This is a genomic window from Alteromonas sp. AO-Serp (assembly GCF_017849675.1).
Classification (GTDB): domain Bacteria; phylum Pseudomonadota; class Gammaproteobacteria; order Enterobacterales; family Alteromonadaceae; genus Alteromonas; species Alteromonas macleodii.
The window spans coordinates 1-21,341 of record NZ_JAFLMX010000278.1; the positions used below are offsets into that span (position 1 = coordinate 1).

The window sequence follows — 21,341 nt, forward strand, 5'->3', positions numbered from 1 at the left end:
ACGATGTTGAAAATCGCGTTGCAGACGTGCGCAAGAAGCTTGGCCTTGATTCAGAGCCAGCTGATCAGCGCATCGAAGAGCTTTCAGCAAAAATCGATGCCTTGACTGAAGCGGTTGCAAAGCTAGCTGCCAGCAAGTAAAACGGTTTTCCTTCCGGGCACCATTTTGTGGTGCCCTCCATGCAGTTTTCATAAGCTTTTCAGTGCTGAAAGCGCGTTTTAAAAGCTGCAATTGAGTGACAGCGAAGCATTTTTACAAAGTTCAATGACTGTAGAAACCGTTTTATGCTGTCATGCTTAGTAAATCTCCGTATTGGAGGCGTTATGAGCAACAAAAAAATTCCATCTACAGAATCTGTGTCGACAGTCGATCAAGATTCATCAGTACTTAACGGTACTGCTACTTCACCTCTTAAATCGTCACCTCTATTTGGTTGGCTTTACGCTGGCTCAGATTTGTTATCGGCGAAATTAGACCACGCTGCAGGCGTTGTTAGTCAGAAAATTGATGACACGCAAGAAACCATAAATTCGATGCAGGCGAAAGGGCTTGAGGTTGAAAGCGAGTTAAGACGAACACTTAATCCCTTTGCCTTGGTTGATGCTGCTCAGAAATTAGTGGCGTCAACGCCGCTTTTTTCTGCATTCTCAGGCGGCCAGAAGCGCCAGCAAAAAGAGCAGCAGCTTGAACTATTAAGCGCAAAAGTTGACTTGCTTGTAGAGCAGGTAGCCCTTTTAGCAGCAAAAGAGGCTGCTAAAAAAGCCGAGGCTAAAAGCGCTGCTAGCAAGACTGCAGCGCCCAAGAATACCTCATCAAAGTCTACGCAAGCAACGAGGAGTACATCGACAAAGTCGTCTTCGACCGCTTCTTCAACTTCTCGTGCTCGCAAAGCCAATACAACCAAATCGGCACCTGCATCATCAAGTACGACTAAAAAAGCTTCTGCGGGAACAACTAATAAGCGTACTGCGGCCAAATCGACAACTACTAAGAGTGCGGCACAAAAGAAAGCGGCTAGTGCAGAAGCAACGTCGACTAAGAGCGCGACTGATACAACCAAGAACGACGAATAAAAGCACTTCCTAAAGATAAACCTCGCTTTCGGCATGAGCGCCAATTAACTACATATGTGGTTAATTGGCGCAGCTTCGTCCAGAAACGCTTTAGATAGACATAGTGATAGCTGTAGCTGAGTTTAGTTTTACATTTTCTTGAGAGGTGTTTTGTAGAAGTTGTACTATGAGCTTTTATTGAAGTGAAACTTCAATTTTTCCATCACAAACTTCACGTAACTAAGCCCACTATTTATTTTTCGCCCACAAATTCTGATGCTTTTTAAAACCAAAGAAGTCATAGGGTTCCCAGAAACTCGGTACTAAATCGTCAAGTGCGTCCGGAGTGAAGTTGCTCGACAATTGACTCATAATTTCACTTAATCTGTCTTTCCCTACGCGCATGAGTTTCTTGCGGTTAGCTGGGAAATAAAGGTTTCTTCCTTTGGGAATGATTTCTTGCGTACCGCTGGTAATGTACTTCTGATTTCTTGTTACCACTTTACATAAAGGCTCAGCTGGATTTGCAGGGTTGAGGCCAATCACTATTGCACATTCGTACTGGTCCTTTTCATGACCTTTCTCATTCATCGGTATGTAGGTAATGCCGAACCCTTGTGGGAAATACCCCACAAGCTCAACAAAGTCCTGCGCTAACTGCTTATTTAAGCCGCCTTTCTTCGCTAATTGTTCAATGAGCATGTAGCCTTTAGGCAAGCTCATACGTGAGTAGTCAGACTTAGTTGAAAGCACAATCGAAACATAAATTTGAGGGATCTTTACAATCTCTCCCAGCCCCGTTTTCGACACAAATGCATCTTTTACCAGCTGCTGCAAAAATTCATTGGCTTCTTTGTGAGTTTGAACAAAGCGATCCCTTTCTTCTTTGTTGTTTCCTACATACTTAGGTAGGCCTAACCCCTCAGACAAGTACTTTAAAGTGAAGTGATAGTTTAGCTTCAGAAGATCCTTTCGCTGCGACTCTTCCAGCAAACGAAATTCGTCTAGATCGCCATTTTCCCCTTTCAAGATGGTGAGTGCGGCAGGGCTTTGCAGGCCAATATCTTGAAGTAACGCTGCGGTTATTAGCGGTCGCCCAAGCTCAGTTTTCCATTTATCGCGCCAATAGCGGTTCCCACGAAACCGGGATGCAGCTTCGCGATACTTCGAGAGATATTTGTGAGCAATCGTGTCGTGCTCTAACAGTCTATCGACTAAGCGCAGTGTAAGCACCGCTTTGTAGAGCGGTTTGAAGCGCATGTGCACACGCGCAAAGTTGCCCTCTGGTCCTCGTGTGAGCAGCATAAGTGTACCAAGCAACTTAGCGCTGAGCTGTTGTGTTTCTTGCCAGTTATCGCCCTCACAAAGCTCAATAATTTTGGTGCTTACAGCGTCAAGCCGCTCTATCCTTGCCAGACGCTCTTCTTCAAGCTTTTCAGTGCTGTTTGTTATTTGCTTGGTCAGTTGCTCTGCAAGCACCTCTTTGTTTTTATTTCCCTCAATTTTCTTAAGCTGAGCTTTCAAGTCTTCAATGTGCTGCTCAAGAGAGGGGGTAAGCGAAAAATAGTGACTCGCATCCTCGAACACCGAACCGTAGCCCGTTTCTTGAGGATAAATCATATTGATTAGTTGTTTTACTTGCTGCGTGTAAATGCTGTCGGGGTTTTGGCTTTGTGCGCTCACCGTTTTCCTTTCAAAAGATGCTGCGAATTGCCATTACTTTGCTATTGGCAATTCAAGACAGGTCAAGCGACGCACACGCTATCTTACTTCGTGCCCAAGCTCTACTGCCTCACGTTTTTTCAATTGGCCTAAATGATACCGTAAATTTTCGCTAATTTTGGTATTTCTTTTAATAACATGAAGTTGCGGCCATGATGCCCGTTCGCCACTGACGATCAACTGATTGATGCTTTCGCGCGTTGGATTAGACAAAACCTGCGATAAATTTCTAATTTGGCGCTTGGGTAAAATATTGATGTTACCTACGTATTGCTGATCAATGATAGAACGAACTTTATGAATAGCCAATTTGGCACTTTTATTACCGGTTAACCTTTCAATGATATCAATGGCGAAAATACTGTTAGTTTTCGCTAGTTGGCCAAGATGGCGCGCAGACATGTCCCACAGCGAGTTGGGGTCAATGCGGTTTGCGGAAATGAATGGCACTGCCAACGGGTTTGTTTGGCTCACGATACTGTGATTTACGCCATATAGCCTCGCTAAGCGCTCGAAGGGAAGGTCGGCCATTAATGAGCCATCGGCAAAACGACGGTTGGGAATATAAGGCACAATATCGCCCGAAGGCGTTTTCGCTCTTAACTGTACAGGGCTAAAAATGATGGGAACTGCACAGGATGCACGTACCGCTTGAGTAATAATTGCATTCGGTGAGGTTTTAGCATTTAACAAGCGCGAATGTTGATGGAGGTCGGCAGGGGATACCGTCACAGTAATGTGTCGACCTGTTTTCTTAAAGGCTTCCTCAAAAGTGGTAAGGTCGAAAAGTTCAATCAGCGCATTTTCGAGCACGGAACTATCAAATAGCCCTTTCTTTCCAAGACCGGCAAAGCTTCGCCAGTGTTTAAAAGTCTCGTAAATAAAGTCGGCGCTGAGTGCTTCTAATAATTGGTCGTGAGTTCGTGTACCCAACATGGCTGCGATGATAGAACCAGCGCTAGAGCCAGACACTACGGTAGGTAACAAATTCTTTTCGTTTAATGACTTAACCACGCCAGCATGGAAAAAGCCTAAGCCTGCGCCACCTGAAAGCATAAGGCAGCTGCGCCCGAAGGCGTGTGCAGTCTCTTCAAAAAATGACAGTTTCTCGTAAAAGTCTACGTCTTGTTCATCGGCGTGATAAATTTGCTCTAGCGCCAATATCACTTCGTCAATAAACTGTTCAATAAGATATTTAGTGCCTATTTTACACTGGGTAAGTAATACGGGGTTGGCAATATTGCCTAAATTGCCGTGTAGCCCCTCGTGCAGAATCGACATAAGCGCATGTAAATCGCCTTTGCCTCTGGCAAGCTGTAGGCGCTGAACTCGTTTGCGAATTAGTTTGTAGTCGTAGTCATCGCTAGCGTCTTCGGCTTTCCATTCCTCAGCACCAGACAATGCATCGTGCGCTAAGCACGCGGCCTCATATTCATCATAATTGCCTGCATGCTCGATTTCATGTTCAAGCTTTTTTAACCGCAAGTCGAATACTGCCATGACGAGTACCTATTTTTGATTGATGAGGGCTGTGCCTTCTACTCATTTGAAAAAGTACACTGACCCGAAAAACACCAGCAAAACGATAGTTTTCACTTAGAACGCAGTTCTCAAAAATTACAGGTCTTTAAATGTCCATATAACGAAGACTCAAAGCAAGGGCATGAGAACAGCGGTTCATACACTATTTTGAGTGTATGGTGTAAATTTAGAATTCACTACCTAATCGTTTGTTGTTGAGAAAACTGATGCACTTTAGGTGAATCACACAAGGTCAAACGTTCTAACTCTTAGACTTTCATTTAGCTGTTTTCAATCAACAATTAGCAGTAATTTCACTTTTTACATTGACCATTTCATAAGCACTCAGTAGCCTGAGAGAGAAAATAATAAATTGGACCACATGTTCGTAGTATGGAATGGAACTTTGAAACGCTAAGTCTGCTATCAATTCCTCTAATTAGCGCTATTGTTGGATGGCTAACTAACTATCTGGCGGTAAAAATGATGTTTTACCCCATTGAGTTTGTTGGTATTAAGCCTTTCTTAGGGTGGCAGGGACTCATTCCTGCGAAGCGCCGCCAAATGGCCGAGATTGAGGTTGAGCTAGTGCTAGGCAAACTGCTTAGTGTTGAAGAGTTAGCACAGCGTTTAGACGCAGACGAGCTCACTAAAGCAATTGAGCGGCGTTTAAGTCAAGTTATTCGCAAAGTCGTTAACGATGTAATGGCAGAATCTGCGCCTCAACTTTGGGCTGCGTTGCCTGTACAGGGCAAAAATTTAGTCTATCAACGCATCGAAAACGACATTCCTAATGTGGTTCATAAAATGGTGGACGACTTTCAACACAATGTCTCAGAAATTTTAGATATTAAAGAGCTGGTGGTAGAGCAGCTGGTGAATGCGCCCGAGCTCGTTAATGAAATTTTCTTAACGGCAGGCAGCAAAGAGTTTCCGTTTATTGTGCGTTCCGGCTTCTATTTTGGCTTTTTGTTTGGTTTGCCCACCATGCTACTTTGGTATTTCTACCAAGCATGGTGGATTTTGCCGTTAGGTGGGCTGCTTGTGGGTTATGCCACTAATTGGATTGCTATCAAAATCATATTCGAACCCAAACGCCCAAGAAAACTGGGGCCTATTACTATTCAAGGTATGTTTTTAAAGCGCCAAAAAGAAGTGTCCGAAGTCTATTCAAACATTATTGAAGAAAAGCTTATAACGCCTAAAAACATCACCCATGTAATCTTGCATGGTTCAGGCTCAGCCCAGCTTTTAGAACTCATTGAGCTTCATGTCAACGACGCTATTGAACGCTATGTTGCTATAGCGCAACCGTATTTTGCGTTGGGTGTGGGGTCAGAAAATTACCATAAAATGAAGGCACTAGCGGTGCGTCAGATATTTGATAATTCTGATAAGTATCTGCTTTATGCGTTTGATTACGCTAATAATGCTATGCAGATTGGGCACGATTTAAGTGAGCGCATGCAGGCGTTAAGTGTTGAAGAATTTGAAGGCGTTTTGCGCCCAGCTTATCAACAGGATGAGTGGAAGCTCATCGTAACCGGCGCTATTCTAGGTATGGTAGCTGGTATTGCTCAACTCTATCTGGTGTTTATGTAGCGTGTTTCACGAATAAAAAAATTAACGCACTGGGTTGGCAAAGGATTGAACTAAATTATGAAAACCGCGCAGAAAATACTACTCACCGCGCTAACCTTATTTAATGAGCACGGCGAAAACACCGTTACCAGTGTTGATATCGCCATTGAGCTGGATATTAGTCCGGGGAATCTCTACTACCACTTTAAAGGCAAGGACAGCCTGGTTAACGCGTTGATGAAAATGCATGAACAGCAGATGCAGAAGATACTAAGCCGAGAAAAGCTTGATACACTTCATCCTGAAGAAATTATGTATTACCTCTACTTGCTTATAGACAGTATTCATGTGTTTCGCTTTTTCTACCGTAGCCCGGCTGACTTAGCAGAAAAATATCCTAGTATCGTGCGTCCTAGACAGCACATATTGTCTAGCTTAAATAAGCAATTAGCGTTTCTTTTTGAGTCACTATCGAAACGAGACATTCTTATTGCCTCAAAGGCAGACAGGGCACTTATGGTGGATTTAATGTCCTTAATCATCACACAGTCTTGTCAATTTGATGAATTAAACAGCCATATGGATAGTACGATGCAGCGCTATCATGCCTTGTCGCTAATGATGGTAAGCGTATTGCCAAGGTTGGCACTGTCCGATGAACAAAAACAGCAGTTAGAACAGATGCTCGACTCTCATGACTTTATGAGAGATGCCTCAACCCCGTCACCCCTCGACTTCGCGTAAAGGAATAGTAATGGCAAAAACGCTCAGTTTCTTAGATAAGTCATTTTGGATAACCGAGTCAGACGAGAATCCAAAACACGTAGCTTGCTTGCAGCTACTTGCCATACCTAAAGGGGCAAAAAGTAACGAATATGTCCTTCAATTATTCCAAGAAATAAGAAGCTTTGCCCGTGCTACTTCTCCCTTCAACTGTGCGGTAAAAACGGTATTGGGGTACCCAGTGGGGTTTGCGCCGGTAAAAAAGCTCAACATGGATTATCATGTTCAAATTCATCGTGTGGCTGATGTTACAAACCGCGAAGCACTCGATGCGTTTGTAGCAAGATTACATGCTTCGCGGTTAGATCCCGACAAGCCCCTTTGGCAATACCATTTCATCTTTGATGACAACAGCGAGACGTTTGCTATTTATGCGCGGGTTCATCATATGTATGGCGATGGGGCAACATTAGTGCGCTGGTTCCAAGCGGGATATGTATCAAACTCTCACGAGACTAAGTTCACACCAGTATGGGCAGTAAAACGACTGCGCCATAAGCGCAGAGAGCCTGTGAGCTTTTATAAGCGCTTAGTGGGAGTGGGTTACGCGCTTAAAACCGCGCTCGATTTGCTAATTATCTTTATTCGTATATTCATGAAAGTGCTGCGAGTGAACCCACACTATATGCCTATTCCTTTCACTGGTACGAAAACAGTGCTGACTGGACAAGTGAAAGCGGGAAGGGCTGTGGCTACCATGGACTTAGACTTTAAGCGTGTGAAAGCCCTGGCAAGGCGAACGCGCTCTACGGCAAACGAGGTGTTGCTATGTGCCTTCGATATTGGCGTACATAAACTGCTGCAAGACCACGGGCAAGTATTTAAAAAAGCCTTGTTCACCAATATGCCAATTAATTTGCGTAAACCCGGAGAGAAAACCACGGGCAATAAGATAGCTATTGTGCCGGTGCAGCTTGCTCACGGCGAAACTGATCCTTATTTACGTTTGCGCCAAATTGTAGTGAATCATCGCATTGTAAAACATGCAGCGCAGCACGCGCGGCCCGCAGCATTTAGCGGCTATACCATTGTGATTCAATCGCTTGCACTGGTCTTTGAGTGGTTAAGGCTATCTAGCGTAGTCAAACCCATTGCCAACATCTTAATTTCCAATGTACCTGGGCCAAAAGATACGCGGTATTTAAAAGATGCAGAGCTTCTGGCTTGTTACCCCATTTCTACCATGACACCTGGTGGCGGGGTAAATATTACGCTTATGACATATGCAGGCACGGCAAATGTGGGATTAGTGTGCTGCAATAAAAATATTGAATCGCTACAGCCGTTAGCGCGCTACGTCAAAGAGGCGTTCGATATGCTTGAAGCAAGTGTGGACGATCCCAGGTTAAACATCGACGATATTGGTGAACAGGTGGATACCGTCCCTGTTTCTATTGTGTCAGATCACTAGCGTGCATTGTTCCAAACAGTATGCGTTGTCATTCAACGAGGTAAAAGCGCAGTACGTCGTCTTCTACACGCACGTTTTGGCCAGCTTTTGAGAACAGAACCTCGCGCCAATGGTCGTTACGCATGGTATGGCTTAAGTCTTCCTGCTTAATTTGCTTTTTAATGGCGTTGTTAATGAGAGGGATGTGGTAGTCCAACACTGCTTGTTTCGAGCCAGATAAATAGACCTTTAGATAGTCTGCAGCCATATCGGATGTGCCGGCGCTAAACAGTGATAACGCTGATTTTAAAGAGCCACCAAGCAAAGAATTAACGCTTTTGGGGAAGAGTCGCGACATCAGAAATTGCGTGTCTTTAATCAACGCGTAATCATCGTTAACTAAGGTGACGCTGTCAGTGGCGACGCCTGTCAAATAGAGTGTACTCATATTTTTGTCGTAATAGGGTGAAGCTGACACGGTAAATACAACATGAGCGCGATAAATAGTCGTGGTGGCAACCACAATATTAAGCGCAGCGAGGCACTGCAGACCAATACGGTTGCTTTCACTATCTAGCGTGATGTTTCCTTCAAGCACGGTAACCGTGCCAGTTCCCATGGGGATATCGAAAGTGAATGAGTAAGGAAAGCTGCCTTTTACGAGGTCATGAAGCTCTGATTTCGTGAAGTCGTCGTGCGTCAGCTTGCCCCATTTCACAAGCCATTGTGCAAGGTAGACTTTACATTTGTCTTTAAACGATAGGTTTTTGGTCAACGTTCATTCTTAGCCTAAATCTACTAGGCGGTGGCTTGTTGTTAGTTTTTTCAGAGTAGGGGCTACTTCGATATAGCACTTAAGTTATCAGGATTATTAGATTTTTTAAATCTTACAATTTAAGTCTTTTCTTGGCGAAGTGTTGTTTGGTAATCTGGTCGTACCACAACGTTTTTTTAACATTTAATAGTCTTGCCCTCAAGGAGTTGGCGAAATGAGCGAAGTACTGAGCAAATACGATTACATTATTGTAGGCGGCGGTTCCGCAGGCGCGGTGCTTGCCACCCGTTTATCAGAAAACCCCGCGTTAGATATTTTGCTATTAGAGGCTGGCTCAAAGGACACTAATCCGCTTATTCATATCCCGTTTGGGTTGTCTTTACTCAGTAGATTTGAGGGGATTGGCTGGGGTTATCACACAGCACCCCAAAAAGAGATGTATGACAGAGAACTGTTCTGGCCCCGCGGTAAAACCTTGGGCGGCAGCAGTTCGGTTAATGCGATGTGTTATATTCGCGGGCAAAAAGAAGACTACGACCGCTGGGCTAACGAAGAAGGGGCTGAAGGTTGGTCGTTTGATGATGTACTGCCTTATTTCAAACGCTCTGAGAACTTTGAAGAAGGTGCTGATGAATACCACGGCACAGGCGGCCCACTCAATGTTAGCAAGCTTAGGCATACCAGCGTGCTGTCAGACGCATTTGTCAACTCAGCGTCGATTGCAGGCTATCAACAGCTCGACGACTTTAACCGAGACGACAGGGAAGGGTTAGGGTATTACCATGTTACACAGGCCAACGGGCAACGCTGTTCAACGGCGAAGGGGTATTTAACGCAGGCCAAGCATCGCAACAATTTAACTGTACTTACTAGAGTCGCAGCCGAAAAAGTGCTGTTAAAAGAGGGGCGTGCAATTGGCGTTCAGGTACGTGAAAAAGGCGTAGTAAATCGCTATTTTGCTAAAAGCGAAGTTATCCTGTGTGGCGGCGCGATTAATTCACCACAACTTCTGATGCTTTCAGGTATAGGACCCAGAGCAGAGCTAGAAGAAAAGGGGATTTTTGTTCAGCAAGATTTGCCTGGTGTGGGCCAAAACTTACAAGACCATCTTGATGCAATTGTACAATATACTTGTAAAGCGAGAGAGGGCTATGCCGTGGCATTAGGGGCATTACCTTCCTACGTAAAAGCCACCGCAGACTATGCGTTTAGGCGCAAAGGTATTTTCTCGTCCAACATAGCCGAAGCAGGTGGCTTTGTTAGCTCAAGCTTAGCGACACAAGGCCCAGACATTCAGTTTCACTTTCTACCGGCAATTTTAAACGACCATGGAAGACAGTTAGCTTTTGGTTACGGTTATGGCCTTCACGTATGCTGTCTATACCCCAAAAGCCGCGGCACTATTTCGCTTCAAAGCAACCATCCTGCTGATCAAGCCCTTATTGACCCCAATTATTTGACTGCAGAGGAAGATCAGCAAATCATGATTGAAGGTGTGCGCATTGCCCGCAAGCTGCTATCTGCACCAGACTTCGACAAGTTCCAAGGCAGTGAACTATATCCTGGGGTAGAAGCACAAACAGATGAAGAAATTTTAGAGTTTTTACGTGAGCGTGCTGAAACCATCTATCACCCAATTGGTACATGTAAAATGGGCAGTAATGACGATGAGATGGCAGTGGTTGATACCCAATTGCGGGTAAGAGGTATAGCAGGTCTTAGAGTGGTAGATGCTTCTGTGATGCCCAGCCTAATTGGCGGCAATACCAATGCGCCCACCGTCATGATTGCTGAACGTGCTGCTGAGTTTATTAAAGCGACGCACGAAGGCCAGCCAATATCTATGGCTAAAGCGGAATCGGCGTAACTAAAAAAAGTGCTACGAGCGAGTCTTCGTCTCGCTCTGGCAATTCATCCGTTATAAGCATCCATTTGCTTTTGCATAAACAAATCTGCTGCACAATCACACATTTCCTCGATATGACTGCTGTCAGCGTAGATACCATCAATGAGCAATCGTGCAATCCCGTGCAACGTGCCCCAAGTAACCTGTGCGAGTCTCAGCGCATCCTGATTATTCGGGAGAAGCCCTTTATCTTGCCAATAGCGCGTCATCGTCACCTGAAACTGAAAGCAGGGAAATGCAACCTCTTTCAGATCGTTGGTCGCCGCTTGGTTTTGCCAAATTGTGCGACCAAACATCAATTCGTACATCTCTGGGTTGTCGGCAGCGTAGCCAATGTATTCGTGCACAAATTCGCGGAAACGTGCCTGCGGTGTTTTGTCTTCTTGTTCGAAGATTCGTTTAGCTGCGGTATGCCAATCGCTAAAGCCTTTGGCTGCAATGGCGCTTAAAAGCGCACTCTTGTCTTTGAAATGGTGATAGGGCGCAGTACGTGACACTCCGGCATCTTCTGCCAGCTTTCTGAGAGATAAACTATCAACGCCGTATTCAGACAGACGCGCCGTTGCCGCCTCTATCAGTGCGCTGCGCAAGTCGCCGTGATGGTAGCTTTGTACTGCATTAGCCATAAACCCGATGTTTCCATTTTCAAATTGAGACGAATAGATAACGTTTTATCTTGACACTGTCAACATAGCCTTTTATCTTGACGCTGTCTAGTTTACAAATTTGTTAACAGGAACAGCCCAAGGAGACAGCGCAAACCATGAAGTACTCTACATTAGAAGTAAAACAAGAGGGTCATATTGCCCACGTAGTACTAAACCGCCCCGACGCAATGAACAGCATGATCCCAGAGTTCTGGACCGAATTGCCAGCGGCTATTCGTGAAATAGACGATGAAGGCAACGCCCGTGTCATTGTTATTTCATCAACGGGTAAGCATTTCTCTGCCGGTATGGACTTATCGGTGTTCCTGAATATGAAAGAAGACTTTAAGGGCGACCCGTCGCGCAGAGCAGAGCGTATGCGCCGTATGGTGATGTTGCTTCAAGATAGCTTTACCGCCATAGAGCAGGCACGTATGCCGGTTATTGGTGCCGTGCAGGGCGGGGCAATTGGTGGTGCAGTAGATTTGCTTAGTGCATGTGACATGCGCTATTGCACACAAGATGCTTTTTTTACTATTAAAGAAACCCAATTAGGCATGACAGCCGATGTCGGCACGCTTCAGCGACTTCCAAAACTCATTCCCATTGGCATAGTTAAAGAACTGGCTTATACAGGTCGCAATTTTGGTGCAGCAGAAGCGCAGCAGCTTGGCTTTGTAAATCAGGTATTTGACGACCAAGAATCATTGCTAGACGCAGTGATGAAAATAGCGCAGCAGATTGCAATGAATTCGCCGTTAGCAGTTTCAGGCACTAAGACTATGATTAACTACGCGGCAGAACACACGGTGGCAGAGAGCTTGACCTATATGGCCACATGGCAAGCGGGCATGTTCCAAATGGAAGATGTGTTTAAAGCCATGGAAGCACAGAAAACCAAAACGCTGCCAGAATATCCGCCATTGCACCCAGCCATTAAGAAAATGAATTCGTAAGTTTATGTAATTCGTTGAATTACATAGCGCCTTCAGAGAAAGAGCGCATTAGATAAGAATATTTAAACAGGCTTTTTAACGGCTTTTACCAAGCCAAAACGACTTTCAGGAATGTATCATGAATCAGACCGTTACCGATCATCCCGTTTACCCTCATTTATTTCGTCCGTTAGATTTAGGTTTCACCACCCTTAAAAACCGCGTGCTAATGGGCTCTATGCATACAGGCTTAGAGGAATTACCCGACGGCCATAAACGTATGGCGGCATTTTATGGTGAACGTGCCAGAGGTGGCGTAGGGCTTATCGTTACAGGTGGTATAGGACCAAACGAAGAGGGTGCTACCCATCCGTCAACGTTTCGTTTAGATACAGACGAAGCAGTGAAAAATCACAAAGAAGTGACTGACGCGGTGCACATTGCTGGCGGTAAAATCTGTATGCAAATTCTGCACACGGGGCGCTATGCGTATAGCCCTAAGCTTGTTGCACCTTCTGCGGTACAAGCGCCTATTAATCCGTTTAAGCCCAAGGCACTTGAAGCTGACGAGATTGAGAAGCAAGTTAAAGATTTCATTACAGCCGCAACTCAAGCCCAGCGCGCGGGTTATGATGGTGTTGAGATCATGGGGTCTGAAGGCTATTTCCTTAATCAGTTTATTGCAAAGCGCACAAACCACCGTGACGATCAGTGGGGGGGCGAATACGAGAACCGTATCCGTCTGCCTATTGAAGTGGTACGCCGCGTGCGCGAGGCGGTAGGTAAGAACTTCATCATTATTTATCGCTTATCGATGCTAGATCTGGTGGAAGGTGGCTCTACTTATGATGAAGTCGTGCAGCTTGGCAAAGAAATTGAAAAAGCCGGTGCAACTATTATTAACACCGGCATTGGTTGGCACGAAGCGCGTATTCCAACCATTGCCACTAAAGTACCGCGAGCGGCATTTACGTGGGTTACCGCAAAATTCAGAGAGGCGCTTTCAATTCCAGTGATCACATCGAACCGTATCAACACGCCTGAAGTGGCTGAAGAAGTGCTGTCTCGCGGCGATGCTGATATGGTGTCTATGGCACGTCCATTCTTGGCAGACCCTGATTTTGTGCGCAAAGCCCAGCAAAATAAGGCCGACGAAATTAATACCTGTATTGGCTGCAACCAAGCCTGCCTTGACCATGTTTTCAACGGCAAAATGACTAGCTGTTTGGTAAACCCTCGTGCCTGTCACGAGCTTGAAATTAACGTAAAACCAGCAGAAACCAAAAAGCGTGTTGCAGTGGTAGGCGCAGGCCCAGCGGGATTAGCAGCGGCAGTGACTTCTGCCAAGCGCGGTCACGACGTGGTGATTTATGATGCATCTAGTGAAATTGGTGGTCAATTTAATATCGCCAAACAAATTCCAGGCAAAGAGGAGTTTTACGAAACGCTGCGTTATTTCAAACGCCAAATCGAGCTTCATAAAAACATTACCCTTAAATTGAATACTTATGTTGATGCGGCTGCGCTAAACGACGAAGCTTTTGATGAAGTGATGATTGCGACGGGGATCAAGCCGCGTACGCCAGCGATTGAAGGCATTGAGCACGAAAAAGTGCTGACCTATATCGAAGTATTGAAGGAAAAGAAACTCGTTGGCAATAAAGTGGCCATTATCGGCGCTGGTGGAATTGGTTTTGATACCGCTGAGTACTTGTCTCATGGCAAAGAAACGCCAAGCCAAGATATTCCTGCATTTATGAAAGAGTGGGGTATTGATATGACCTTCTCTGCTCGCGCGGGCATCGAAGGCGTTAAGCCGCAGCCTGAGCCATCGCCAAGAGAGATTTTCCTGTTGCAGCGCAAGACAACCAAAGTTGGCGCGGGTCTAGGCAAAACAACGGGGTGGGCACACCGAGTGGGTCTACTAGCCAAAGGCGTGACCATGATCCCAGGTGTAAGCTACGATAAAATTGATGACGAAGGGCTACATATTACGGTTGATGGTAACAGCCAAGTATTGCCGGTAGACAACATTATCATCTGTGCAGGCCAAGAGCCGATGCGTGATATCGTTGAAGGCTTAAACATGCCTTATCACTTAATTGGTGGTGCTGATGAAGCGTTAGAGCTAGACGCAAAACGGGCCATCGACCAAGGTACACGCGTGTGCGCTGCGGTTTAACGAGCTAGTAAACCCAACCTTGTTAGCATTATAAGCGCCTCATGGAGAGGCGCTTTTTTTGTATATATTAAAACTGAACCTGTTGTGGACTTTTGTAATGACATAGACCTGTTATTATCGTTTTCTTTTTTTGAGATAAACATGGCATACAGCAGCACCCAAGACTTAGTTCAAGCAGTCACTAATTCCCCAGATACTATCGAATTTAACGACGTTATCACGCTCGTTGATAGCGCGTTTGTTTTCACGCCCACTGCTTTCACTAATGGTGACGTGAAAAACGAAGCCAATCAGAACAATGGCTCTTGCAAACTGCTCGCACTCGGTCAGCATTTAAACCTAAACCAAGCGCAAACCCTAGCCTTATTTGGGCGTTTTTATCGAGAAGACGTACTCGATAATCCCAACGGTAGCGATCACGCCAACATCCGCAATTTTATGAAAACGGGGCATGAAGAGGTGGTGTTTGAGACATTTCCTTTAGTTAAATTGCAAAATTAATACATCACGCTATTAAGGCTAAAAGGCGAGAGGCGCAAAGCTCTCGCCCTTGTGCAGACTGCATTAATCACGCTCTGTCAAAATCAACTCACTAGACTGGGGCATTATTGCAAAGTCAAACTGACCTAGAACGTTCATTCCCAACAATCCGTCGGCATCGGGTAGAGCGACTTCGGGCAGCACGATGGCAGAAACATCGTTGAACTCGTAGCCAGCAAAGTAAAATCGGGGTATTTGTACCAGAGGGGCTTCAATGGTTCCTGACGCGGTTCTAATGTTGAAGTTACCAATGAACGTGAGGTTTCGCATACGGCCTAAACGCGCAAAGAGTCGCGATGTTATTGCGGTGGTACTGGCACCCGTATCTAAAATCATGGTGGCTTTTTGGTTAAGCGCCTTTACATCAAGGCGATATTGATCGCCAATGCGCTCTAAGGCTACACGGGTTTGATAACGTGCGGCTTCAGCGCCTGTTGGCTCTATTTCACTCTTGTTCGGCGTAGCGTCTGCGTTGGCAATATCGCGCATTTCATAGGCTTTATTGCGAATGATATTCGCGTCTCTGTCGTTTGATGGAAGGGCAGCAAGCACGTCTTCCATTAACGTAAGCTTTTGCTGATAAGCGTACGCTTCAGCCAAATTAAGGGTGTAGTGCCTAGCGTCAGGTATGCGTTGATACAGTGGCTCATTTAATCTGGCAACCAATTCCCATTGTTCGTCTTGAATTAACTGCGTCTGCGCCTGTTGATACAAAGTGGCAATTTTTGCGTCAATAAATGAGAGAGTTTCAGTTGAAAGAGGCAGTTCTGCCAAGTCGTAGTAGTGCACTATGGCCGTTGAAAGAGGCTTGGTTAACTCAATCAGTTCACCCTCTAGCAACAACAGAGATTCGTTGAGCGGGTCATATTTTAAAAGGTTTGTTAATTCAGTGGCGAGCAACGCGTATTGCTCGTTATTGAGTAGGGTAGTCAGTGACTCTAATTGCTCTTGATTAACGAGTGGTGAAGAGGTGCGTAGATCGTCAAGTGCGTTGGGTGCCGTTTTAGTGCCTGTCATAGGTGAAAAGTTGGCGGGAGAGCGTTCATTGTTGAAGGGCTCAGCTTTTTCGTTTACCTGAGTTTCATCCACCAACTGTGCTTGGGTTTCTAGCTGCTTGTCACTATCTAAACGGTGTTCATAACTGGCCTCTAGTGCATAAGCTTTATCATTGTGCTGCTTTAAACTAAGCCATAGGTAAACGTTTATGCCTAACGACACAATAAGGAAGAGCGAAAGCACTATCGCTAGCCACGTTTTCATTGCGCCACACACGCTTTGCCATAGATGTCCACGAATTGTTTAGGCATTCGCTTTGGGGCGCCAGTATCAAGGCTAACACATACGAATGTGGTCATAGCATCAAATACGGTTTTGTTTCGCTTTGGGCAGATAAATTGAAACTGGCGTTTCAAAGTAAGTTTGCTGTCGCAATGCACTATCCATGTAGCGCATTCTAACGTATCTCCAAGATGTGTTGGCAGGTGGTAGTTTAGCTCGTGGCGCTTAATGACCATGCCACGGTTAAGCGATTGATAATCGGCAAACTGCAAGCCAAGCGCGTTTGAATGGGCCCATGCTAGGCTTTCTAACTGCGACAGGTACGCCACATTATTAACGTGCTGATAGTGGTCGATGTGCGTATCATCAATATGCCACTGCTGCACATAGGGGGCGTCTAACATCCAATTAAGCGTTGGGGTGCTCAAATCTTTTCCTTACTCATATTTTTGCTTTAATCTACTCTGCTTCTTCACGTTCAGGCATTGTGCCTCATACCACAGGCAGGGGATTATCTTCAGGTAACGTTAAATCATCGCTTAACAATAATTGCATTATCGCTTTTTCTCTCACCAATACGGGGTCAATAAAGCTCTGCACGTCACCTATCGCTTTAAACGCATCAAACCCTCGTTCCAAAAATTCATGCAATGCGAGTAATCCTGCTAATTTAGCCGGACGACGGGACAGTGAAATTAACATACCTATACCACGAATTTTTATAACGTCTGCGAGTTGATCGCCCAAATGGGAAATTATGTCGATTTGATGCTTTCTATCCTCAATTCTGCCCACATTACGATACGCCAAAGCGTAGTTATCTCGGTTGATAGGTTCTCCGGGAAATTGGCTTTGTAAGTACTGAGCCATCGCCATATCCAAATCGAACGATAGTGCATTTAACGACAATGCGTCGTCCATAGCGTTCATAGCTTTGTCAGGCAATACTTTTGCGAGCTTCGGAATAACTCGCACTAAATCGGCGTCCCGTTGGCTAAAATCTTTTGGCCCGTACAATTCATCTACAAAAAAAGCCATGGCTTTTTGGTAACGTTTTTGCTGTGCTAAATCGTCGTGAGTGACCAGTAAGCGTTCGCATTGCCAGTGTTGCAATTGATGAATGATAGGCATTACACCCAACTGATTGGCTAAGTCACGAAGGGCATTGACCCGATGAATATGTTTAATTATCTCTTGCGCCAAATGACAAACTCCCTGTTGAGATAGTGTGGCTAATTCGTTGTTGTAAACCTAGATTGACCTAAGCAAGCGAGCCTTTCAAGTGAGAAGACAAAGTTTTACTGGTATACTCCACCGCCATTGAAATAGCTCTTTTGTGTAGAATTTATTAGCCGCCATGAACATCGCAAGTCATCACGCATTGTTTGCCAAGACTGAAACTAAAAATACCGATACTAAAGGCTCAAACGTTGAAAGCCTAAAAAGTGAATATCCGGGCATGCACCGAGAAACGACTACGGGGTCGGATCACTCAGAAGCAGACGTTGATGTACCTGTGTTAATCGCGTTGTTTAATTCGACATTTGAAGATTTTAATACGCGCTTGGTTTTAGGTGATGACGAACCCATTTACATCCCAGCAGACAGCGCAACACCTTATCATCAAGTCGTGTTTGCTCATGGATTTTTTTCAAGCGCTTTGCATGAAATTGCGCACTGGTGTATTGCGGGTGAAAAGCGTCGACTATTAGAAGATTACGGTTACTGGTATTGCCCAGATGGCCGCGATGCATCACAGCAAGCTGACTTCGAAAAAGTAGAAATTAAGCCTCAGGCCATTGAGTGGGCGTTTACAGAAGCAGCAGGAAGAAAGTTTCAGGTAAGCACGGATAACTTAAACGGTGCTGAGCCCGACAGAGAAGGTTTTACGCGAAACGTAGCCGCTCAGCTTGAACGCTATAAATCTGAGGGCTTTCCGCCTCGGGCTGAACAATTTATTAATGCGCTGTCATCTGCGTTTGGTAAAGGTAAGTCGTCTGGTTCATGTAGCAGCATAATAAATAGCACGGTAACAGACACGTCAAAAAATACGCTAACAGCAAATTGGGTGGCGGGATAGGAGTAGATGCCGAATGAATCATACTGATCTTAGCCAATCAACGTTTGATAACAAACCCAAATTTAAACTGGGTGTTGTGGTAAACCCCTTTGCCGGCATAGGCGGAGCACTCGCGCTTAAAGGCAGCGACGGTGCAGAAATTCGCGAAAAAGCACTGGCCATGGGAGCAGAGAAAAAAGCCAACGAAAAAATGGCGAAAGCGCTCAGTATTCTAGAAGCTTTATCTGGGCAATTTACCGTCGTCACAGCATCGGGCGATATGGGTGAAACAATCTGTGAATCTCTGGGTATTCCTTATGAGGTAATCTACACGGCTGATGCCGTGCAAACCGAGGGCGAAGATTCAGAGCGTGCAGCTAAAGCAATGGTGGACGCCAACGTCGACTTACTGCTTTTTGCCGGTGGCGACGGCACAGCCCGTAATATCTGTAGTGTAGTTGGCACACAGGTGCCCGTGCTAGGTGTGCCTGCAGGTTGCAAAATTCACTCTGGCGTTTACTGCGTGTCGCCGTCAGCGGCAGGGCAGGTAGTAAGTCAGATGATCGCAGGCGAGCTTGTGAGTGAAATGGACGCCGAAGTACGTGATATTGACGAAAACGCGTTTCGCGAGGGCAAAGTTATTGCCAAACACTATGGTGAAATGCGCGTACCCGCAGAGCTCACTTACGTTCAAGCAGTAAAAATGGGCGGGAAAGAGGACGAGGCCTTAGTGCTTGACGACATTGCGGCTTATGTTGGTGAAATTATTGACGATGAGCCTGACACCTATTTTGTCATGGGATCCGGCTCTACTGTAGGTGCGGTCATGGACTTTCTTGGCCTAGAAAATACCTTGTTAGGTGTGGATGTGGTTAAACAAGGTGAGCTAATCGCAAGTGACGTTACTGCGAGCGAACTGATTGCGCTGACTCATGACAAGCCCACTAAAGTCATTTTGACGGTGATCGGTGGTCAGGGCCACATATTAGGTCGCGGAAATCAGCAGCTTAGCCCTGCTTTTATCCGTCAAATTGGCAAGCAGAATATGCTCGTTGTTGCCACTAAGCAAAAACTACAGGCATTAAACGGTAAGCCGCTTCGCTTAGACTCAAGCGATGCAACGCTAGACGCTGAACTCGCAGGCGCGTTCACGGTTATCACTGGGTATAAAGATAAAGTGCTTTGCCAAGCTGTTTAAAGACGTAGTTTGATACAACATGGCACATGTATAGCCATAAAAAATGAGTTTATCTCGAACTAAGATTTGATATTTAAAAACAGGAAGGAGTAAGACGTGTTACCACCTGCTGCAGCACCAGAAAGTGTCGTTAACGCCATCGCAGATATTGAGGCATCGCTTGATGACGTGGTAAATCACGGTAGTGATGACGAATTGTTTATAGCCAGCTACTTGCAAGGTCACTTTGCAGTAGAGGCTCGCCAGTTAGAAATGCAAGAAGATGCTACGGTTGCGATGCTTAATGATAAAATGCTCGAGAGCCTTAATAGCGCATTCGCCAACAACGAATTAGAAAGTGAAGACGCTAAACAAGTTAAAGCGCTTTGGGCACGGTTAGTCGCAATATAATTGCGACTTTCTTCTCTACTTTTCCCTAACAATTTTTCTTCGTTCGTCGTTTATCCTCTCTTTTACAATCCGTTACAGTTTTCTGCATCGTAACTCTTTATAAACTACCAAATTGATTTATGTTTAGTACTGGCGTAAAGCCGTTTTGTGGTGCCTGGCACATTTTGGTGTTCAGCACAGATAATAAGATTAAGGATGACGAAATGACTGTACTTAAGCATCTCACCAAGCGCTTAAAAGTAAGTGTAGGTGTGCTGGCAGTAAGTAGTACGCTGGTTGGCTCAGCGTTTGCTAAAAACGATATCAATATCGACTACGAAAAGTTCACGACCGATAATGGGTTAACGGTAATTGTTCATGAAGACCGCAAGGCCCCAGTGGTTGCCGTTGCGGTTTGGTATAAGGTGGGTTCAAAAGACGAACCAAACGGCAAATCAGGGTTTGCGCACCTATTTGAACACTTAATGTTTAACGGCACGGAGAACTATGACGATGAATGGTTTGGGCCGTTACAAGAAGCTGGGGCAACAGGATTAAACGGTACCACAAACTTTGACCGTACTAACTATTTCCAAACCGTTCCGACACCTGCACTAGACCGTATTCTCTGGATGGAATCTGATCGCATGGGGCACTTGTTAGGTGCGGTGACACAAGAGAAATTAGACGAACAGCGTGGCGTTGTACAAAATGAAAAACGTCAGGGCGAAGACCAGCCTTACGGAAGCGTATTCACGCATATTTTTGAAGGCTTATTTCCCATAGGCCATCCTTACCATCATACGGTGATTGGCTCGATGGAAGATCTTAACTCCGCATCGTTAGACGACGTTAAAGGCTGGTTTAACCAATATTACGGACCGAATAACGCAATACTGGTGCTAAGCGGCGATATTAACGCAGAAGAAGCCAAACCTCTGGTTAACAAGTACTTCGCTGACATTGAGCCGGGCCCAGCACTGTCTAAGTGGGAAGCATGGGTACCAAAGCGTAGCGCAAACACCCGCGAAGTGATTCAAGACAAAGTACCTCAATCGCGCATTTACCGCCTTTGGGTTTCACCTGAAAATACCTCTTCAACCGCAACAGACTTGTTCATTGCCGCGAGTGTCATGGGCGATGGTAAAAACTCACGCCTTTACAAAGAATTGGTGTACGACCAACAAATTGCTACCAATGCCTCGGTGTTTAACTACGAGCTACAAATGGCGTCTATTTTTGGTGTGACGGTTGACGTAAAAGACGGCGTTGACGTTGCGACAGTGGAAAAAGAAATAGATAAAGTCATTAGCGAGTTTTTGCGTAAAGGTCCAAGCAAAGACGAAGTTAAATTGGTGTCGACTAAGCGACGTGCTTCAATTATTCGCGGGCTTGAAGAGGCT

19 protein-coding genes are annotated in these 21,341 nt (G+C 45.4%); 12 read left to right on the forward strand and 7 right to left on the reverse strand.

What is annotated here, in order from left to right; all coding sequences use genetic code 11:
• The first annotated feature begins 323 nt into the window (after positions 1–323).
• On the forward strand, positions 324–1,073 hold the full coding sequence (locus QVA83_RS18210; RefSeq protein ID WP_069944568.1) for a hypothetical protein: 750 nt from the start codon (positions 324–326) through the stop codon (positions 1,071–1,073).
• A gap of 228 nt (positions 1,074–1,301) precedes the next feature.
• Here QVA83_RS18210 and QVA83_RS18215 read toward each other — a convergent pair whose 3' ends face one another.
• Both QVA83_RS18215 and QVA83_RS18220 read right to left on the reverse strand, forming a co-directional pair.
• Complete coding sequence (locus QVA83_RS18215) at positions 1,302–2,735, reverse strand: hypothetical protein (RefSeq protein ID WP_049587740.1); 1,434 nt, start codon at positions 2,733–2,735, stop codon at positions 1,302–1,304.
• 78 nt (positions 2,736–2,813) lie between these two features.
• On the reverse strand, positions 2,814–4,274 hold the full coding sequence (locus QVA83_RS18220) for a DUF3336 domain-containing protein (protein WP_014976917.1): 1,461 nt from the start codon (positions 4,272–4,274) through the stop codon (positions 2,814–2,816).
• A 414-nt stretch (positions 4,275–4,688) separates the two neighbouring features.
• On the opposite strand from QVA83_RS18220, the gene QVA83_RS18225 reads away from it, so the two are divergent.
• The 3 genes from QVA83_RS18225 to QVA83_RS18235 are packed head-to-tail and all read left to right on the forward strand — an operon-like array spanning position 4,689 to position 8,070.
• Positions 4,689–5,897, forward strand: coding sequence for a DUF445 domain-containing protein (locus QVA83_RS18225; protein ID WP_014976916.1), 1,209 nt, complete (start codon positions 4,689–4,691; stop codon positions 5,895–5,897).
• A gap of 57 nt (positions 5,898–5,954) precedes the next feature.
• Positions 5,955–6,620, forward strand: a complete 666-nt coding sequence (locus QVA83_RS18230; protein ID WP_014976915.1) for a TetR/AcrR family transcriptional regulator — start codon at positions 5,955–5,957, stop codon at positions 6,618–6,620.
• A gap of 10 nt (positions 6,621–6,630) precedes the next feature.
• The gene (locus tag QVA83_RS18235) at positions 6,631–8,070 is read left to right on the forward strand and encodes a wax ester/triacylglycerol synthase domain-containing protein (protein ID WP_014976914.1); all 1,440 of its coding nucleotides are present in this window, start codon (positions 6,631–6,633) and stop codon (positions 8,068–8,070) included.
• Between the two features lie 28 nt (positions 8,071–8,098).
• Here the strand turns inward: QVA83_RS18235 and QVA83_RS18240 are convergent, their stop codons facing one another.
• Entirely contained in the window at positions 8,099–8,824 is a 726-nt protein-coding gene (locus tag QVA83_RS18240; RefSeq protein ID WP_014976913.1) for a DUF1439 domain-containing protein, read from the reverse strand.
• 214 nt (positions 8,825–9,038) lie between these two features.
• Here QVA83_RS18240 and QVA83_RS18245 point away from each other — a divergent pair, with 214 nt between their 5' ends.
• Complete coding sequence (locus QVA83_RS18245; RefSeq protein WP_069944566.1) at positions 9,039–10,691, forward strand: GMC family oxidoreductase; 1,653 nt, start codon at positions 9,039–9,041, stop codon at positions 10,689–10,691.
• A 44-nt stretch (positions 10,692–10,735) separates the two neighbouring features.
• Here the strand turns inward: QVA83_RS18245 and QVA83_RS18250 are convergent, their stop codons facing one another.
• A complete protein-coding gene (locus QVA83_RS18250; RefSeq protein WP_014949985.1) occupies positions 10,736–11,356 on the reverse strand; it encodes a TetR/AcrR family transcriptional regulator in 621 nt (206 codons plus the stop codon).
• A gap of 137 nt (positions 11,357–11,493) precedes the next feature.
• On the opposite strand from QVA83_RS18250, the gene QVA83_RS18255 reads away from it, so the two are divergent.
• The 3 genes from QVA83_RS18255 to QVA83_RS18265 all read left to right on the forward strand — a co-directional run bounded on the left by QVA83_RS18255 (position 11,494) and on the right by QVA83_RS18265 (position 14,995).
• Positions 11,494–12,333 (forward strand): crotonase/enoyl-CoA hydratase family protein, encoded by an 840-nt coding sequence (locus QVA83_RS18255; RefSeq protein WP_014976911.1) that lies wholly within the window; start codon positions 11,494–11,496, stop codon positions 12,331–12,333.
• A gap of 118 nt (positions 12,334–12,451) precedes the next feature.
• Positions 12,452–14,494 carry an NADPH-dependent 2,4-dienoyl-CoA reductase gene (locus tag QVA83_RS18260; protein ID WP_069944565.1) on the forward strand — a complete coding sequence of 681 codons (2,043 nt, stop codon included), beginning with the start codon at positions 12,452–12,454 and terminating at the stop codon, positions 14,492–14,494.
• A 141-nt stretch (positions 14,495–14,635) separates the two neighbouring features.
• A complete protein-coding gene (locus QVA83_RS18265; RefSeq protein WP_014976909.1) occupies positions 14,636–14,995 on the forward strand; it encodes a HopJ type III effector protein in 360 nt (119 codons plus the stop codon).
• Between the two features lie 63 nt (positions 14,996–15,058).
• On the opposite strand, the gene QVA83_RS18270 is transcribed toward QVA83_RS18265, so the two are convergent.
• The 3 genes from QVA83_RS18270 to QVA83_RS18280 form a co-directional block, all read right to left on the reverse strand.
• Entirely contained in the window at positions 15,059–16,294 is a 1,236-nt protein-coding gene (locus QVA83_RS18270; protein WP_061486100.1) for a retropepsin-like aspartic protease family protein, read from the reverse strand.
• Entirely contained in the window at positions 16,291–16,740 is a 450-nt protein-coding gene (locus QVA83_RS18275; RefSeq protein ID WP_014976907.1) for an acyl-CoA thioesterase, read from the reverse strand. Before QVA83_RS18275 ends, QVA83_RS18270 begins: the two co-directional genes overlap by 4 nt.
• A 64-nt stretch (positions 16,741–16,804) precedes the next feature.
• Positions 16,805–17,515, reverse strand: coding sequence for a DUF8198 family protein (locus QVA83_RS18280; RefSeq protein ID WP_014949979.1), 711 nt, complete (start codon positions 17,513–17,515; stop codon positions 16,805–16,807).
• Positions 17,516–17,669: 154 nt separating this feature from the next.
• Between QVA83_RS18280 and QVA83_RS18285 the strand changes: the two genes are divergently transcribed.
• The 4 genes from QVA83_RS18285 to QVA83_RS18300 form a co-directional block, all read left to right on the forward strand.
• Positions 17,670–18,392 carry an elongation factor P hydroxylase gene (locus QVA83_RS18285; protein WP_101565117.1) on the forward strand — a complete coding sequence of 241 codons (723 nt, stop codon included), beginning with the start codon at positions 17,670–17,672 and terminating at the stop codon, positions 18,390–18,392.
• Between the two features lie 13 nt (positions 18,393–18,405).
• Positions 18,406–19,569, forward strand: a complete 1,164-nt coding sequence (locus tag QVA83_RS18290) for an ATP-NAD kinase family protein (RefSeq protein ID WP_014949977.1) — start codon at positions 18,406–18,408, stop codon at positions 19,567–19,569.
• Positions 19,570–19,665: 96 nt separating this feature from the next.
• Complete coding sequence (locus tag QVA83_RS18295) at positions 19,666–19,959, forward strand: YfcL family protein (RefSeq protein ID WP_014949976.1); 294 nt, start codon at positions 19,666–19,668, stop codon at positions 19,957–19,959.
• A gap of 203 nt (positions 19,960–20,162) precedes the next feature.
• The coding region (locus tag QVA83_RS18300; RefSeq protein ID WP_287498789.1) for a M16 family metallopeptidase at positions 20,163–21,341 on the forward strand (1,179 nt) is incomplete at its 3' end.

Excerpts from the sequence above, each read along its gene's own strand:
- QVA83_RS18245 (WP_069944566.1), top strand. The coding sequence starts at position 9,039 with ATGAGCGAAGTACTGAGCAAATACGATTACATTATTGTAGGCGGCGGT.
- QVA83_RS18210 (WP_069944568.1), top strand. The coding sequence starts at position 324 with ATGAGCAACAAAAAAATTCCATCTACAGAATCTGTGTCGACAGTCGAT.
- QVA83_RS18225 (WP_014976916.1), top strand. The coding sequence starts at position 4,689 with ATGGAATGGAACTTTGAAACGCTAAGTCTGCTATCAATTCCTCTAATT.
- QVA83_RS18230 (WP_014976915.1), top strand. The coding sequence starts at position 5,955 with ATGAAAACCGCGCAGAAAATACTACTCACCGCGCTAACCTTATTTAAT.
- QVA83_RS18220 (WP_014976917.1), bottom strand. The coding sequence starts at position 4,274 with ATGGCAGTATTCGACTTGCGGTTAAAAAAGCTTGAACATGAAATCGAG.
- QVA83_RS18235 (WP_014976914.1), top strand. The coding sequence starts at position 6,631 with ATGGCAAAAACGCTCAGTTTCTTAGATAAGTCATTTTGGATAACCGAG.
- QVA83_RS18250 (WP_014949985.1), bottom strand. The coding sequence starts at position 11,356 with ATGGCTAATGCAGTACAAAGCTACCATCACGGCGACTTGCGCAGCGCA.
- QVA83_RS18290 (WP_014949977.1), top strand. The coding sequence starts at position 18,406 with ATGAATCATACTGATCTTAGCCAATCAACGTTTGATAACAAACCCAAA.
- QVA83_RS18285 (WP_101565117.1), top strand. The coding sequence starts at position 17,670 with ATGAACATCGCAAGTCATCACGCATTGTTTGCCAAGACTGAAACTAAA.
- QVA83_RS18270 (WP_061486100.1), bottom strand. The coding sequence starts at position 16,294 with ATGAAAACGTGGCTAGCGATAGTGCTTTCGCTCTTCCTTATTGTGTCG.
- QVA83_RS18260 (WP_069944565.1), top strand. The coding sequence starts at position 12,452 with ATGAATCAGACCGTTACCGATCATCCCGTTTACCCTCATTTATTTCGT.
- QVA83_RS18265 (WP_014976909.1), top strand. The coding sequence starts at position 14,636 with ATGGCATACAGCAGCACCCAAGACTTAGTTCAAGCAGTCACTAATTCC.
- QVA83_RS18255 (WP_014976911.1), top strand. The coding sequence starts at position 11,494 with ATGAAGTACTCTACATTAGAAGTAAAACAAGAGGGTCATATTGCCCAC.